Annotated in this window: 14 protein-coding genes and 1 riboswitch; of the genes, 6 read left to right on the forward strand and 8 right to left on the reverse strand. The window is 47.1% G+C overall.

From position 1 onward, the window contains the following. Window positions 1-217 precede the first annotated feature (217 nt). On the forward strand, window positions 218-748 hold the full coding sequence (locus NO989_RS03395) for a hypothetical protein (RefSeq protein ID WP_168463311.1): 531 nt from the start codon (window positions 218-220) through the stop codon (window positions 746-748). Between the two features lie 24 nt (window positions 749-772). Beyond that, complete coding sequence (locus NO989_RS03400; protein WP_039227004.1) at window positions 773-1300, forward strand: hypothetical protein; 528 nt, start codon at window positions 773-775, stop codon at window positions 1298-1300. A gap of 73 nt (window positions 1301-1373) precedes the next feature. Here NO989_RS03400 and NO989_RS03405 read toward each other — a convergent pair whose 3' ends face one another. Then, on the reverse strand, window positions 1374-2594 hold the full coding sequence (locus NO989_RS03405) for an acyl-CoA dehydrogenase family protein (protein ID WP_281715766.1): 1221 nt from the start codon (window positions 2592-2594) through the stop codon (window positions 1374-1376). Between the two features lie 213 nt (window positions 2595-2807). Between NO989_RS03405 and NO989_RS03410 the strand changes: the two genes are divergently transcribed. From NO989_RS03410 to NO989_RS03425, 4 genes are all read left to right on the forward strand, one after another. Beyond that, window positions 2808-3731: a LysR family transcriptional regulator gene (locus NO989_RS03410; protein ID WP_075177690.1), complete on the forward strand. Its 924-nt coding sequence runs from the start codon at window positions 2808-2810 to the stop codon at window positions 3729-3731. A gap of 137 nt (window positions 3732-3868) precedes the next feature. Further along, the gene (locus tag NO989_RS03415) at window positions 3869-4630 is read left to right on the forward strand and encodes an MBL fold metallo-hydrolase (RefSeq protein WP_014947788.1); all 762 of its coding nucleotides are present in this window, start codon (window positions 3869-3871) and stop codon (window positions 4628-4630) included. A 212-nt stretch (window positions 4631-4842) separates the two neighbouring features. Next, window positions 4843-6228 (forward strand): YcjX family protein, encoded by a 1386-nt coding sequence (locus NO989_RS03420; protein ID WP_014947789.1) that lies wholly within the window; start codon window positions 4843-4845, stop codon window positions 6226-6228. A 2-nt stretch (window positions 6229-6230) separates the two neighbouring features. Continuing rightward, on the forward strand, window positions 6231-7379 hold the full coding sequence (locus NO989_RS03425) for a DUF697 domain-containing protein (protein ID WP_371342033.1): 1149 nt from the start codon (window positions 6231-6233) through the stop codon (window positions 7377-7379). A gap of 98 nt (window positions 7380-7477) precedes the next feature. Here NO989_RS03425 and NO989_RS03430 read toward each other — a convergent pair whose 3' ends face one another. From NO989_RS03430 to thiC, 7 genes are all read right to left on the reverse strand, one after another. Further along, window positions 7478-8704: a threonine/serine exporter ThrE family protein gene (locus NO989_RS03430; protein WP_014947791.1), complete on the reverse strand. Its 1227-nt coding sequence runs from the start codon at window positions 8702-8704 to the stop codon at window positions 7478-7480. Window positions 8705-8933: 229 nt separating this feature from the next. Further along, on the reverse strand, window positions 8934-10067 hold the full coding sequence (gene thiH, locus NO989_RS03435; RefSeq protein WP_101563236.1) for a 2-iminoacetate synthase ThiH: 1134 nt from the start codon (window positions 10065-10067) through the stop codon (window positions 8934-8936). Next, a complete protein-coding gene (locus NO989_RS03440; protein WP_321824993.1) occupies window positions 10064-10834 on the reverse strand; it encodes a thiazole synthase in 771 nt (256 codons plus the stop codon). Before NO989_RS03440 ends, thiH begins: the two co-directional genes overlap by 4 nt. Window position 10835: 1 nt before the next feature. Next, window positions 10836-11045 carry a sulfur carrier protein ThiS gene (gene thiS / locus NO989_RS03445; RefSeq protein ID WP_014947794.1) on the reverse strand — a complete coding sequence of 70 codons (210 nt, stop codon included), beginning with the start codon at window positions 11043-11045 and terminating at the stop codon, window positions 10836-10838. Further along, window positions 11042-11836 (reverse strand): ThiF family adenylyltransferase, encoded by a 795-nt coding sequence (locus NO989_RS03450; RefSeq protein ID WP_371342034.1) that lies wholly within the window; start codon window positions 11834-11836, stop codon window positions 11042-11044. The genes thiS and NO989_RS03450 overlap by 4 nt, the downstream gene beginning before the upstream one ends. Further along, window positions 11829-13430, reverse strand: coding sequence for a thiamine phosphate synthase (gene thiE, locus NO989_RS03455; RefSeq protein WP_371342035.1), 1602 nt, complete (start codon window positions 13428-13430; stop codon window positions 11829-11831). The genes NO989_RS03450 and thiE overlap by 8 nt, the downstream gene beginning before the upstream one ends. Continuing rightward, window positions 13427-15337, reverse strand: coding sequence for a phosphomethylpyrimidine synthase ThiC (gene thiC / locus NO989_RS03460; RefSeq protein ID WP_371342036.1), 1911 nt, complete (start codon window positions 15335-15337; stop codon window positions 13427-13429). Before thiC ends, thiE begins: the two co-directional genes overlap by 4 nt. A 274-nt stretch (window positions 15338-15611) precedes the next feature. After that, window positions 15612-15723, reverse strand: a riboswitch (TPP riboswitch). Window positions 15724-15746: the final 23 nt, after the last annotated feature.

The raw sequence follows: 15746 nt of genomic DNA on the forward strand, positions 1-15746 counted from the left end.
ATATCGCGATCGCAGCCTTCGGCTGCTAGAAAAAATAAACCCCTCCGAAAAAAGAGGGGTTTATCATCAATCTGAAATGCGGCTTAGGCCGCATTTTTTGTTTGTGATCCATCATTAATGAAACAGTTTGCTTAGACTCTTAATTTAAATTTTTATTAATTGATTAAAATTAGACCAGTTGCTATTGTTTTAAAACGTTCAGAAGATGGAGTTTCAAATGAATAAACACTTAAACAAAGTGTTCCCAAATACCGTTAAGTTGACAGTACTAACGTTAGGTACTTTTCTTGGCGGCCACCTCGCCGCACATACCGATAAACAAAACTACGAAACAATTGACGTAGTGGGTGAGAAAACTTCTCCTCAACTGAAACGCGCATTCGACAAGCAACGTTTCGAGTTCCTAGAGTTGTATAACAGCATTAATGAGGTCGCAAAGTTCGACGTAATCTGTAAATACCACAAGCCAATTGGAAGCCAAATTGCCCGTAAAAGTTGCGAACCGCGTTATGTGAAAGACTTTCGTTCAATGATGATGCAAGTCTCGTCTACTGGCCCGGGGATCGATTTTAACCGCTTACCCAGCGATGACCATATTCGCTTTCTTACTAACGACACGAGAGAAGATGCTTTCGAGCATGTTGCAGCGTTGATTGCCACCCATCCAGAACTATTTGATAGCTTTACTAAACTAGACGCTATTCACCAGCGCATTGAGCAGCGTAAAGAAGAAGTTTACGAAGATTAATTCATGAAAATCACAGGAATTAAAATGAACCGTATTCTTAAAAAACATTTCGCACTAAGCGCTGCTTTGGCGCTTTTTTCACTAACCAGTGGCCACGCAATGGCCCAGTTAGATAAGCAGAAAGTAGAGCGAATTGATGTTGTGGGGCAGAAAACAACGCCTCAACTCGTAACAGCTTTTGAGCAAGAGCGCTTTGCTTTTTTGGAACTCTACAACGAAATTAACGACGTTGCTAAGTTTGACATGATATGTCATCGCAGTAAGCCCACCGGCAGCCAAATTGTGCGTAAGCATTGCGAGCCTAGGTACTTGAAGTCTTACAGGTCCATGATGATACAAAAAGCCAGCAACACGTCGACTAGCGATAATACGTACATCAACTTTGGTCTATTACCTCATGATGACGACATTAAATTTCTTACCAAAAATACTCGTGAAGAAAATCACGACCATGTTGCAGCATTAATCGCAACACACCCAGAGTTATGGGAAAGCTTCAAAAAGCTTGATGCTATTCACCGTAAAATAAAGCAGCGGGAAGAAGGCAACTAGCGCTGTTTGGTGCAGCTGTTTAACCTTTAAAAAATGCGGCTTAATGAAGCCGCATTTTTTGTATCAATTATAACTACTGATACTTCTTAAGCTCTAGTCGTGACACCATGCCTTTATGCACTTCGTCAGGGCCATCAGCTAAGCGAAGGGCTCTTGCACCAGCGGCAAATCGCGCCAGAGGGAAGTCGCTACACATACCCGCACCGCCGTGAATTTGTAATGCCATATCCACCACGTTTTGTAGCATATTCGGCACTACCACTTTAATGGCTGATATTTCGGTCATAGCATGCTTAACGCCTAAATTATCAATTTTCCATGCGGCGTGAAGCGTAAGCAAACGCGCTTGCTCAATAGCCATGCGAGCATCTGCTACCCGTTCTAAGTTGCCACCTAAGCGTATGATTGGTTTACCAAACGCAACCCGTTCGTGACCGCGTTTAAGTGCAAGCTCTAGCGCTTTTTCTGCCATGCCGATAGCGCGCATGCAGTGGTGAATACGGCCCGGGCCCAAGCGCCCTTGTGCAATAGCAAAGCCTTTGCCTAAACCCATAATTAGGTTGTCTTTGCTCACGCGCACATTATCGAAATGCATCTCCCCGTGGCCGTAAGGCGCATCGTAATCGCCGTAGGCATCTAGCATGCGCTTAATGGTAATTCCAGGTGTATCAAGCGGCACTACGACCATACTGTGGCGACTGTGCTTGTCGTTATCGGGGTTAGATAAGCCCATGAATATGGTTATAGCAGCGTTAGGATGGCCTAACCCTGTCGACCACCACTTTTTACCGTTAATGACTACATCATTGCCATCTTCAATAATGGTGGCGGCCATATTGGTGGCGTCAGACGAAGCAACATCAGGCTCTGTCATACCAAACACTGAGCGTATTTCACCTGCAAGCAATGGTTTAAGCCATTTCTCTTTTTGGGCGTCGCTGCCGAAGTGATACAGCACTTCCATATTGCCGGTATCAGGCGCATTACAGTTAAAAATCTCTGGTGCAAAGAGGTATTTTCCCATGCGCTCTGCCATAGGTGCATATTCAAGTGTGGTAAGGCCCTGGCCTAGCTCGGCATCGGGCAAAAACAGATTGGCTAACCCTGCTTCGCGCGCTTTAGCTTTAAGCGCTTCAGTTCCAGGGTGCAGCTTCCAGCTTTTCCAGTCGCCGTGATTATTCTCTTTGTGGTGAAAGTCGTAAACTTCATCTTCAATTGGCGCTATATGCTCGGCTATAAAATTATCGAGCTTCTCTAGTAAGGCTTTGGTTTTGTCGTTATGTGAAAAATCCATAGGGCACCTTTTTACATTCGTTGAAATTGTACTAATTAAATATAGAGAGTATTTGCTTCGCATCTCGCACTTGGGTCGCCGCAAGTTAAAATGTAGGGACTGTCTCTAAAGCGTGCGATAACTGTTCGTTAAACGCATAGTAGAGAAAGTTGTTAAGTGAATGAAATGAAATATAATCCTTAAATGGTGTGAATTTCATTCATGGTGGTGGCAATGTTCGAAAATAGACAATTCGAGAAGTTGGATCTAAATCTGCTAAAGGTTTTTGAAGCGCTTTGGCAGCATAGGAATATGACCCGCGTAGCTGAAGCGCTTCACATTACGCCATCGGCCGTTAGCCATGCCATGCGCAGGTTTAGGGATATTTTGGGCGACCCACTTTTTGTTAAAGAAAAACAAAGCATGTTGCCTACTGCGGCCTGCGAACGGTTAGCGCCCGCTATTCTAAAAGCCTTAAGTGATATTCGAAAAGCATTGGGGGAGTTTGCCGACTTCGACCCGTTACACAGCCATCAGCGCTTTGTTATTGCCATGCAAGAGTCTCTTGAATTAGGCGTTTTACCTGTTCTGCTTTCAACCCTTGAAAAACAAGCACCTAATGTCGAAATAGTAAGCACTCGCTTACATCGAGATACAATGCTGGCAGACTTAACAAATCGAAACCTCCACCTTGTTATTGATATTGGTCGCGCTGTTGCCGCGCCCATCTCTCACTCACTATTGCGCCGCGACACCTACAAGGTGCTTATGAATAAGCAAAACCCGCTGGCACAAAATATAGATAAGAAAAAGTATGTGGCGGCACGCCATATAACGGTGTCGAACCGGGCAAAAGGGGCGTCGGTAGAAGAAATTGCGCTGCAGCAACTAGGTATAAGCCGTCCTTCATTATGGCGTTGCCAAAACTATCGCGCCGCGGCAGATGTGGTGGCTAGCACTAACGCTTTGTTAACTTTGCCAGGCTCTGTGGCTGATGCGGTAAGCGATGATAACCTGATTAGCACCAAGCTGCCGTATCAGCTACCTGCGTTGGAAACACACCTTTACTGGCATAGCCAGCAGGAAGGCGAGCCCGGGCTAATGTGGTTACGCAATTTAATGCTACACTTGTTCGCTGAATCTGGTCTTACCAGATAGGTTCTGATAGGATTCAGCGCTATAGGCATTATCACGCAGCCCACACTTTGCCAGCGATTAGCGGGGTTTAGTGCTAGCGTACATGAGGTATGTCAGATACCGTGGTTGGCGCGTGTTTTGGTGAAAAGGAAGCAGTAATGAATATTCACACACTTGCAGGCTACATACAGCATATTTATCTTGTTGAAGACAGCAAGGGGTTGCTATTGCTTGATGGCTGTAGCCGCGCCGATGTAGACAACGTGTGTCGATACATTACGCAAACCTTAGGTCGTCCGTTAAGTGACTTAAAGCTGATTGTGGTTACACACATGCACCCAGATCACGCCGGAGGCGCCATTAAACTACGTGAACGTACTGGTGCGCAGGTGGCATCTCATCCCAAAGCGATTAATTGGTATGCTGGGTTTGCTGGGCGTACTGCTCACGGCATAGATTTGTTGCTAACCTGGTGGGTGGCCAATCGTATTGGCAAGCCAAGAATGCCTATTTGGTACAATCCAATACTAGCGCCAGATATGACGCTTGCCGACAATCAGTTACTGCCCGGTTTTCCTGACTGGCAGGTTATGTACACGCCGGGTCATACCGACCACGATTTAACGCTAAAGCACATTCCCACGCAGCAGGCTTACATTGCCGATGTATTGGTACAGGTGAAAGGTGAACTAGTACCGCCATATCCGTTATGTCACCCAAACCAATACCGCGAAAGCTTAAAGAAGCTGGCCCAGTCACATATTGATACATTCTTTTGTGCTCACGTTCCGCCCACCAAAAAATCGGATATCGATTTTGAACACGTTATTGAAAACGCGCCGCGAAAACCTAAGAATCACTGGCATTCCAGTAAAAATCGCATAAAGAAAAAGCTATTCAATAAGACTCGCGAGCATTAGTTTATTAGCCGTCGTTAGCGTTACTTATTTACGAAGCGGCGTGTTTAGCTGGCACTGCCCTTGCTTTTCCCCCTTAATAACCACATTAATCCTATAGGCATATCTATAATAACGAGAGGGCAATAATGTATAGGCCGCACTCTCTGGATATTATTTTTAAAGGTTTAGGTTTAAGGGAATAGGAACTGCAAAGGCAGAATACAAACAAAATAATGCAAAAAAATATCGCTACGCTTTTTGACAAGACTCGGGCAATGGCGTCGCTAACTGGCGACAAACTTAGCAGTGTGTTTAACAAAGAAACTCACAGATTCACCATTACTGGGCTAAGTCGAAGCGGTAAATCTATGCTGTTCACCAGCCTTATCACTATGCTGAAAAGCCGTAGTGAAGAGGGCTATGCGTGTTTGCCTTTGCTACGTTATTTGCCGCCATCCCAAGTGCTTGATATGCGCATAGAGCCCATTGAAGGCTACAAACCGTTCCCGCATATACAGAACATTGCTGATCTTGAAAACGGCCAATGGCCTAAAGCCACCGAAGAAGCATTCGGTTTTAAGCTGGTGGTGCGTTTAAAAGAAACCGCCTCATTGAAGCGTCATGTACTGCCTCATAGCGATGTGGTGTTTGAGTTTATCGATTACCCTGGAGAATGGGTGACCGACATTCCCATGCTAAGTAAAACCTATGCTCATTGGTCAGACTCTGCGTGGGCTCAGCTTAGCAGTGGGCCGCAGCAGTATTTTGCCAACCAGTGGAAAGCGTTTGTTAATCAGTTTGATTTTGAGCAAGAGCCAACCGAACAACGTATTCAGCTGCTGGTTAATGCCTATCGCGATTATTTAGTAGACGCGAAGGCCAACGGCATATCTCTTCTTCAACCGGGCAGTTTTTTATTGGAATCGAGCGACTTCGATTGGCAGGCCTTTGGTTTTACGCCGCTTCCGTCTAGCATCACCAGCGATGTATCACATCCTTGGTTTAAAATATTCGACAAGCACTTTGCTAAATTCCAAAGTGGGTGGTTAACGCCGCTGAAGCAGTCCATTTTCAAAGAAACCGACAAGCAAATTATTCTAGTCGATTTGTTTGAAGGGCTTAACCACAGCAGACAGCATTTGTATCAGTTAAAGGAAACCCTTAGTCATCTGGCCGACACCTTTGTGTACGGGCAAAGCACGTGGTTTTCACGCAATGTGCTAAAAAAAGAACAAATAGGCAGAGTGGCGTTTGTGGCCACTAAATCTGATTTAGTGCCTGTAAGTCAGCGCGCTAACTTACTTAATTTACTTACCCAGATAACCGAAGGGGCGAGAGCACGGTTTGACGGTAAACCCATACAATTCGAGCATTTTTTAGTGTCTAGCATGCAAGTAACCGACGAAGGTAGTAACGACGATGCTATTCGTTATAAAGACACTGATGGCCGCTATGTAGAATCTACGTTCGAACCTATTCCCAGCACACTGAAAGAGATGGAAGAGGGTAGCCACTTTCCAGTACCTGATGTGAGTGTACCTAGCGATTTTAAGGCGCGTATTTTAGCGGGTAAGGGCGTAGATAGATTGCTTCAGTTTTTACTGGGCAAAGGAGAGTAAGAATGAGCGATAAACCTTATACATTTGACGAAAGCCCAGAAGAAACAAGCCAGTCTACGCTTAGAAGCGATGCAATTTACGGCGGTGTCGGTGAGGAAGAGCAGCATAATGCGGTGACTGGTTATGGTAAACCTAATAATGACCATGAAAGGGATGCGGTAACAAAACCGCAGTACAAAACCAAAGTTAAAACACAAACCTTAGACATAGCGCAGCCTGAAACCAAACTTCCGCAACAAGTTACTGAGGATGTATGGGAAGTGGATACAAAAAAAGGTGGCCTGTCGTTAGGTGCGGCAACATTAGGATTTGGCGTTGTTTCATTAATTGGCTTTTTTGTTTTTGAAGCTTATACCACCCTTGCGGCAAATGTTTCTGAACACCCCATCGGTACGGGCGTACTGGGCGCATTATTGGTTGGTTTTGTAAGCTGCTTTAGCTTTTTGAGTTTTAAAGAGTGGCGAGGCTACAAGCAAGTAAATACGGCGATGGAAGATGCAAGCGTTATCCGAGATTTGCTGGCTAGTAATGGGACAGAGCCTTCAGCGCAGAAAGAGCCTTCAGCGAAACCAAAGCCTTTAGCGCAACAAGAGTCCTCAGCTGGAGGAGAGCCATCAGCGGGAACAGAAGCATCGCCACAGAAAATTGATCGCGTGCTAAGCCAGCACGGCAAACGCTTTTCGCGGGGGTCTTACGCAGCGCATTGTTTCGACCGTTATAAGCAGCAGCTTCAAGACGACATGACAGGCCCAGAACGATTAGGCCTGTACGAAGACACGGTACTAAAACCTGTTCAGGAAAAGGCGCACAAGGTGCTGAATAAAGAGTCGGTGACCGCCGGAAGCCTTGCGTTTATAAGCCCAAATAATCTTATTCAAACTTTTGCTGTGGTATGGATTAGCTTTCGTACCATTCGTCGAATGGCCCGCGTGTATGGGCTAAGGCCAAGTACAGCAGGCAACTGGAAGTTGCTTAAAGTGTTGGCGCAAAACATTGCGGCGCAAGGCGTGTTTGACTTAGCTACCGACGAAGTTGCCAATCAAATTGGCGGCAGCTTGTCGGCGAAGTTTATGGAAAATTCTGCTGAAGCGATTGCTGCGGGCGCGCTCAACGCCCGTTTAGGACGAGCGTTGATCAAGTTACTTAAATAGCGCCTTTTGCCCGCTTGTTAGGCTGCGCTAGTGATTTTGCGCAGCCTAGTGGCACCAGCCGCGCTCTAGCGTGAAACCCTTAGGTTACTGTATTTACGTTATAGCGCCTTTTTAGTGGGCACCACCACGTTAGCAAAGATTAATCCCGCCACTAGCGACATAAAGATAAGAAATACTTCCTGCCCCAAATGGTCTGCCTTCACAAAGTCTTGGCCCGTCATAAACGAGTTCAAGCCAATATAGGTCTTAGACCCCGGCACCAGCACTATAAGCCCGTGCATAGCCACAATGGTCGCGGGTTGGTTAGCAATGCGGGTGAACGCATTAGCAAAAATGCCTAACGCAAATGCACCCACGAATGCACCTAGCCCAGGGCTCATGTAGTCAGAGCTCCATGCGGTAGCACTGTAGGCAATAAATGCTGCTGCCAATGCCCATGGAATGTGTTTAATACGCGTTCTGAATATCGCAACTAGGGCTATACACAGCAAGAATACCGCTAGCCAAGTAGCCCAGTAAGGCAGCGATTCTGCAGGGGTATACACGTTTTCACCAAACGCACTGAAGCCCACTGACACACCTAAGAAAGCACCGAAATACAGCTTAAACAGCTGCATGATGGCGTCCATAGTACGAGCCGTGCCCGACACCATGTTTCGCGATGAAAGCTCGGCAAGGCCCATTGTCAGCGCTAGTCCGGGTACAAATACAATGACCGATGAAAGCACAACCAGCGGAATGTTAATGCCAGGGTCAACGTATTGACCAATAGCACAGGCAAGAATGCCGCCAACGAACGCGGTGACAGGCTCTAGCATCAAGTTTACGCGTTTAGACTGCTGTGCCCATAAGGTCCAAAGATAAGCCACTATACCCAAGGCACCCGACCAGCCAATTTCACTCCAGCTTGCACCCATTAGCATAGCAAACGCGCCGGTGGCCATAGCAAAGGCAACGCCTGTCACCCATTTACCATAAGGGCTGCCCATGGCATCTATTTCATTTAAGCGCTTGTCAGCTTCACTTAAGGTTAATTTGCCCGACAGCAGTTCGCTGGCCAGTTCATCGGTAAGCGACAACGCGTTCATGTCTAATTCGCCAGGAAGCAAACGCGCAGCATGGTTATATTCGTCTTCGTGACGGTCACTCCAGATAACAAAAGTCAGTGAAGTTGGCGTTGAAATAAATGAAGCGTGTACGCCTAAATACTTAGCGACTTCACCTAGGTAAGCTTCAAGACGGAACGCAGGGGTACCGTACTTGTGCAGCATTTTGCCTAGCTTCACTATAAATCTACGAATTTGAATAAATTCAACGGTATCCAACGCACTGCCCTTTAGTTTTGATAAATCTAATATGAGATAAATGAGACAAAAAAGCCAGACGCATAGGTAAAGTGTCTGGCTAAAATTTGGGCGGATTGTACGGAGGGTTTTGCACGAAAGCAAAACAAATTTTCTCTTATTTTCCCTTACAAAAACTAATCGATTAATCCATTAAAAGTGCGCTATTTTAGCGCGAGTTTTCAAACGAAAAATACAGGTATTCTTGCGCTTAAACACGTTCTGTAAACGGCATCCAGTCTTTCCATACGGGTTCCAGTCCTTTCATTGAAAGTGCGCTCACGACATCTGATACAGATCGGTTGTCGTCAATATCGAATTGATTTAGTGCCTTCGATGGGGCGCTGTAACCGCCAGGCTGTGTTTGCGACGCTGCACTCATAGACGTTATGCCAAGTGGCATTACGCCATCCCGAAATACTGCCGACTCTCGGGTAGACAGCGAGAGTTCTGCTTGTGGGTTAAAAATGCGGTGGGCGCATATTAGCTGCAGCAGATCTCGCTCGTTAGGGAGTTTACTGTTGGTGAGGGCGTTGCCGCCAGTGCTGTTACCTTCACAGCTACGAAGGCGCGGAAAAGCAATAGATACACGGCTTTGCCAGTAGTGTTGCTGTATTAACTTGCCGTGAAGGGCGGTCATGGCGCTATCAACCCGCCAGTCGCCTAAACCCAATAGTGCGCCAATGCCTATTTTATCAATGCCGGCTTTCCCTATGCGATCGCTGGCTTCTAAGCGCCATAGGAAGTCCTGTTTTTTACCTCGAGTGTGGTAATTAGCGTAATGCTGCGGTGAGTAGGTTTCTTGATACACTAACACCGCGTCTAAGCCCAGGTGCTTCAAGGTTTCATATTGCTCACGCTTTAAGGGTTGTACCTCCATCATAAGGTAGCTCACCTTTTCGCGAATGGCGCTTAGTGTTTGCTCAAAATATTCCATCCCCACTTTGGTTTCATGTTCGCCAGTAACCAGTAACACCTGTGAAAAGCCTAAATCTTTGATGGCTTCAATTTCGGTCAACACTTCGCTTATAGACAGGGTTTTGCGCTTTATTTTGTTGCTCATTGTAAAGCCGCAGTAGGTACATTCGTTGGCACACAAGTTTGATAAATACAAAGGTACAAACAGCTGCATGGTATTGCCAAAGCGATGGCGAGTAATTGCTTTAGCGCGATAGGCCATGGCTTCTAAGTACTTAGCGCCAGCGGGAGAGATCAGCGCCATGAAGTCGTCTAAAGAAAGTGTATCTTTACCTAACGCTCGTTCTACGTCGCCCGCTGTTTTGCTGTTTATCGACATAGCCACATGCGACAAGTCTTGCTGCATTAATGCCTGCGCTACCTTCATACCGCCGGCTCCAAAAAGGCGGTAAGCGGGCTAGAGGCTTGGGCAAAACTGCTGGTAGCACCAAGTCCAGCTTCAAAGGCATTTCGCCCCGTTTCTACGGCGCTTGCAAAAGCTGCTGCCATAGCAACTGGGTCCTTAGCGGTGGCGATGGCCGTATTTACCAGTACCGCGTCTACTCCCAGTTCCATGGCCGCCATAGCTTCGCTTGGCTTACCAACGCCTGCATCTACAATGACGGGTATCGACGCTTGCTCAACAATAATTTGCAAAAAGGGTTTGGTTTGTAAGCCCTGATTACTGCCAATAGGCGCGCCCAATGGCATAACGGCAGCGCAGCCTACCTCCTCTAAGCGTTTACATAAAACGGGGTCTGCTCCGCAGTAGGGCAAAACGTGAAACCCTTTTTTAACCAGTGCCTCTGCGGCAAGAAGGGTTTCGATGGGGTCGGGCAACAAGTAGCGTTGGTCTGGGTGAATTTCCAGCTTCACCCAAGGGCTACCTAATGCTTCGTATGCAAGTTCGGCGGCGAATATGGCTTCTTTTGCGTTCTTCGCTCCCGACGTATTCGGCAAAAGAGTAACGCCCAATGCTTTTAATGCCGAAAGCGTTACATCTTGTGAACTATGGCTGGCGACACGCTTCATTGCCAAGGTCACCATGCTGCTCTTGGCTGCCTGTACCGCGCTTTTCATGGTGTCTGGGTTACTAAATTTGCCAGTGCCAGTTAACAGGCGGGAAGGGAAGGTGTGATTTGCGAGTGTTAGCATTTTAGCCTCCTGCCACTAGGGTGAAGATATCCACGGTATCGTTGTTACTTAAGTAGGTTGTTGGCCATTCATTCTTGCTGATAATGGCGGCATTTTTGGCAACGGCGGTGCCTTCGTCTTTCAATTGTTTAAGAGCAATTAATTCACTAAGTGATATAGGAGAAATCACGCTCATTGGTTGATTGTTCACGTTAATGTTAATTTGAGTCATTGGCATACCTCACAAGAAGAAGAGGGGGGAAGCTTGAAACTTTGCAGCGTACCTTGGCCTGCATGCGCGTTTACGTAGTGGCCCCATTTAATATCGGCATCGAAGCCTCCTGCCAGAAATAACAAAGCTTGGGTAGCTTGGTGGCACGCTGCCATGCCTACAACGGGGCCCAGTACACCTTTGCTAACGCAATCTTCGCGTACGGCAACATTATTCACTAAACACTCGTAGCAACCGCAGGTGGTTGAGTTTTGAGGCAAGTTCAGCGCTTGCCAGGTAAGTCCACTGGCTGCGGCAATAAAAAGCGGAATAGAGGCGCGAAATGACGCCAGGTTTATCTGTCTTCGTACCGTAACGTTGTCGGTGCAATCCAGCACGCAGGTGGCTGATGCAATCAAGGTTGGTAAGTTGTTACTATCAGCAAATAAGCATTTAAACTGTATGTTTAAATGCGAGTTCACTTTACGCAGTTCATTGTAAAGCGACTTGGCTTTTAGCTCTCCTAGGTGCATTTCGTTGTAGCTTATCTGGCGCTGCAAATTACTAATGTCGACGGTGTCACCATCTATAAGTGTAATGTTGCCCACGCCTGCGCCTGCTAAATAGCGGGCGGTTAAGCTGCCTAATCCACCTAAACCAACGATAACAGCGTGTGCACCCGCCAAATTAAGCTGTCCGTCGTGATCAATGCAATCGAGTAAGAGTTGTCTGCTGTAGCGACGTATATCCTGATGCGCTAACTGCTGGCCTACTGAGTGACTAAGTGAATGAGTAGCTGAATGACTAAGCAAACCCAGCCTCCTGAACCAATGCTTGGTAGGCTTTCAGTGGGTGTGCTGCCTGAGTGATTGCACTTACCACAGCAATGCCGCTAACGCCGGTTTTAGCTACATCACCTATACGCGATAAGTTAATACCACCAATAGCAACGGTGGGAATGCCATCGCAAAGCTGCACATACTTTTCTAAACGTGCTACACCTTGGGGCTTCGAAGGCATGTCTTTGGTATTGGTGGGGAAGATATGACCAAGGGCAATGTAAGACGGGTTTAAAGCGCGAACACGTTGAATTTCAGCGAAGCCGTGCGTTGATATTCCAAGCCGTAAACCCGCACTACGGATGGCGTTTAGGTCTGCGGTGTCGATATCCTCTTGTCCCAAATGAACTCCGTAAGCCCCGAGTTCTATAGCCAGTTCCCAGTAGTCATTAATGAATAATTGGCAGTCGGTGTGTTTCACCAATTCTATTGCCTCTTTTATTTGCTGACGAATGTCTTCTTGGGAGCCTTGTTTAACCCGCAGCTGCATGATTTTTACGCCCGTTGGCCAGAGGCGGGCTATCCATTGCACACTATCCACTACAGGGTAGATGCCTAAATGAGTATGAGTAAGTGCAGGAAAGTGGGCTTCTTTACAAGACGAGGCTTTAAGAAGGGTATCCTTATCATGCTCTTTTTCATTAGCAGTGGCGCCACGTTGGTGAAAGGTCACCAGCGGAAAGCTCTCTGGTTTTGTGGGAAAGCCGTTGGTTTGTGCAAAGTAGGTGGTTAATTCGTTACTTATGGCGTTTGCGTTAGCCGCTGCGCATTGCTTTGGTAGTGTATTGTTGCGAACTTCGCTGACGTAAGCATTAGCAAGCGTAAGTGCGTCTTCAATGCAGTAGTCGTGAACAATGAATGCCGCTAATGCGCTGGCTAACATACAGCCTGTGCCGCGAAGGTTGCCGTTAGCGTATTTCGGCTGGCTAAAACGAAGAGTGTGAGAGGCACAAACAAAAATATCGCTCACGTTTTTTTGCCAGTGGGCGTGACCGCCCTTAACGTAAACGCTCTTTGCGCCTTTACCCCTTAGCCGATTGATTGCAGTTAGCAAGCTCGCTTCATCAACAACAGGCAAATGGGTGAGCCACGCAAGCTCATCGATATTTGGCGTAACGATATCTACCGTATTCAGCAGTTCGTCAACTACGCTTTCGCTTAACTCACTCAGCACGCCACCGGACGAGGTAGACAGTACAGGGTCCCATACAACGAAGGGGCGAGGGTTAGATGTTTTTTGAATACGTGCACACAACAACAGCGCTTGCTCATCATTAGCAATAGCGCCAATTTTAATAGCGCGTGGTGGGGTATCTTCAAACAGCACCTGCCACTGCTGATTTAATGCCGACGCGCACATGCTTTCCTTACTAAGCATGATTGAGTTGGACTGTACGGTAAGTTGTGTAGTGAGCACACAAGCATGGATGTTCAGATCGGCCAATGTAATGGCGTCGCGGGTAACGCCCGCACCACCGCTACAGTCAACGCCTCCCACACACCACACTACAGGAAGTGCAGTTGTGAGGTTGTTGGGTGCAGGGCTTATGGACGCTTTCGCCATCATGGTAGCTCTACCTTGCTATCTGCAGTGTGATAAAGCTCTGCGCCAGACTGATTGAATGCCTGGGCCATGTCTTTCATTCCTTTTTCTTTCTCAAACTCTTGCTGCTCTGCTTGTTTAGCCACATCGCGCACTTCCTGAGAAATTTTCATGCTGCAAAATTTAGGGCCGCACATAGAGCAGAAATGCGCAACTTTGCCAGACGCCTGCGGCAAAGTTTCATCGTGATAAGCGCGCGCGGTATGCGGGTCGAGAGCTAAATTGAACTGGTCTTCCCACCTGAATTCAAAGCGTGCTTTCGACATGGCGTTGTCGCGAATTTGTGCACCTGGGTGTCCTTTCGCCAAGTCGGCAGCGTGGGCTGCAATTTTGTAGGTGATCAGCCCCTGTTTAACGTCTTCTTTGTTAGGTAGGCCCAAATGCTCTTTAGGTGTTACATAGCACAGCATTGCGCAGCCATACCAACCAATCATGGCGGCACCTATACCTGAAGTGAAGTGATCGTAGCCAGGAGCGATATCGGTGGTGAGGGGGCCAAGGGTATAAAACGGCGCTTCGTGGCAGTGCTTAAGCTGCTCTTCCATGTTCGCTTTAATCATATGCATTGGCACATGCCCCGGGCCTTCAATCATTACCTGAACATCGTACTCCCATGCAATTTTCGTCAGCTCACCAAGGGTACGTAATTCAGAGAATTGCGCGTCGTCGTTAGCGTCAGCTACGCTACCAGGGCGCAAGCCATCACCTAGCGACAGCGCCACATCGTACTTAGCGCAAATTTCGCAAATATCGTGAAAGTGCTCATACAGAAAGCTTTGTTGGTGGTGGCTTAAGCACCACTTTGCCATTATCGAACCGCCGCGCGATACAATGCCGGTTACTCGCTTTGCGGTAAGGTGTACGTACTCAAGCAGCACGCCAGCGTGAATGGTGAAGTAGTCTACGCCTTGTTCGGCTTGCTCAATTAGGGTGTCTTTAAACATCTCCCACGTTAAATCTTCGGCTACACCGTTTACTTTTTCTAGCGCTTGATAGATGGGCACGGTGCCAAGAGGAACAGGACTGTTTCGCAGCAGCCACTCTCGGGTTTCGTGAATGTTTCTGCCGGTAGATAAATCCATGATGGTATCGGCGCCCCAGCGCGTTGACCACACCAGCTTTTCTACCTCTTCTTCAATAGACGAGGTGACTGCTGAATTACCAATGTTTGCGTTAATCTTTACTAGAAAGTTACGCCCTATAATCATTGGTTCCAACTCGGGGTGATTGATGTTGCATGGAATAATGGCGCGGCCTGCGGCCACTTCCTGGCGTACAAATTCAGGCGTGATGGTATCGGGTAAATTCGCACCAAAGTGTTCACCTTTGTGCTGCTGCGTCAGTTCGGCATCTTTAATGGCTTGGCGACCCATATTCTCGCGAATGGCAATGTATTCCATTTCAGGGGTAATAATGCCCTGTCTTGCGTAGTGAAGCTGGGTAACGTTTTTGCCTGTTTTTGCTTTTAGTGGTTTGCGGCTGCGAATAAAGCGGAAATCTTCGGTAAATATGTCGTTTTCACGCTCTTTTGCAAAGCTTGACGAAACGCCCTCTAATTCAAGGGTATCGCTACGCTCTTCAATCCACGTTTGGCGAAGCGGAGCTAGGCCTTTGTGCACATCTATGTTTTCTTGTGGGTCGCCGTAGGGGCCTGAAGTGTCGTAAACAGGAATTGGCGGATTTGGCTCTAAAATAGGGTTGTTTTCAGTACCACCCACTAAACTGTCGTGTTGGTGAATAAGGCGCATGGCCACACGAATATCGTCACGGCTGCCACACTCGTAGTGGCGTGTTGAATTTGGGTAAGCTTCGCCCGCAAGTTCATTAATGAATTGTTGTGCTTGTTGGCGCTGTTCGCGTCTGTTCGACATAGCATTTTACCTTGTAAATTTAGGTTCTAAAAATGCTTGTCAGGAGTGAAGGAGAATACAAAGTGTAAGTGTAGAGGGGAATAATCCCGTTACTTTAGCGAGATTGTTGGTAAAGGTTTTGGTGATTACAGCCCTTTACACCGTTGATGTTTACTTGGGGATAAACTTGAACAGTTTACCTTGAGTGACGAGCAGCACCGTAATGGATGTGTCTGTATCATCAACAGCAAAACAACTTCGCTTCACAACGCTAAACCACGGTTTAACATTGTGCACATTGTATTTTCTTGTTCCCTTCGCAGGTATTAGCCTGATCAGGTTCTACGGATCCCACTTTCGCGGTCTCAGCTTACTGGGTTACCAGTGAAGCACTCCGACAAGTTGTTTAAGTCAATTCGGGTTGTTGTTG

The sequence above is a fragment of the Alteromonas sp. DY56-G5 genome (assembly GCF_041414725.1).
Classification (GTDB): Bacteria; Pseudomonadota; Gammaproteobacteria; order Enterobacterales; family Alteromonadaceae; genus Alteromonas; species Alteromonas macleodii.

Coding starts and splice junctions, on each gene's coding strand:
- NO989_RS03420 (WP_014947789.1), top strand. CDS start 4,843: ATGCAAAAAAATATCGCTACGCTTTTTGACAAGACTCGGGCAATGGCG.
- NO989_RS03440 (WP_321824993.1), bottom strand. CDS start 10,834: ATGCTAACACTCGCAAATCACACCTTCCCTTCCCGCCTGTTAACTGGC.
- thiH (WP_101563236.1), bottom strand. CDS start 10,067: ATGAAGGTAGCGCAGGCATTAATGCAGCAAGACTTGTCGCATGTGGCT.
- NO989_RS03415 (WP_014947788.1), top strand. CDS start 3,869: ATGAATATTCACACACTTGCAGGCTACATACAGCATATTTATCTTGTT.
- NO989_RS03400 (WP_039227004.1), top strand. CDS start 773: ATGAACCGTATTCTTAAAAAACATTTCGCACTAAGCGCTGCTTTGGCG.
- NO989_RS03410 (WP_075177690.1), top strand. CDS start 2,808: ATGTTCGAAAATAGACAATTCGAGAAGTTGGATCTAAATCTGCTAAAG.
- NO989_RS03395 (WP_168463311.1), top strand. CDS start 218: ATGAATAAACACTTAAACAAAGTGTTCCCAAATACCGTTAAGTTGACA.
- NO989_RS03425 (WP_371342033.1), top strand. CDS start 6,231: ATGAGCGATAAACCTTATACATTTGACGAAAGCCCAGAAGAAACAAGC.
- thiC (WP_371342036.1), bottom strand. CDS start 15,337: ATGTCGAACAGACGCGAACAGCGCCAACAAGCACAACAATTCATTAAT.
- thiE (WP_371342035.1), bottom strand. CDS start 13,430: ATGATGGCGAAAGCGTCCATAAGCCCTGCACCCAACAACCTCACAACT.
- thiS (WP_014947794.1), bottom strand. CDS start 11,045: ATGACTCAAATTAACATTAACGTGAACAATCAACCAATGAGCGTGATT.
- NO989_RS03405 (WP_281715766.1), bottom strand. CDS start 2,594: ATGGATTTTTCACATAACGACAAAACCAAAGCCTTACTAGAGAAGCTC.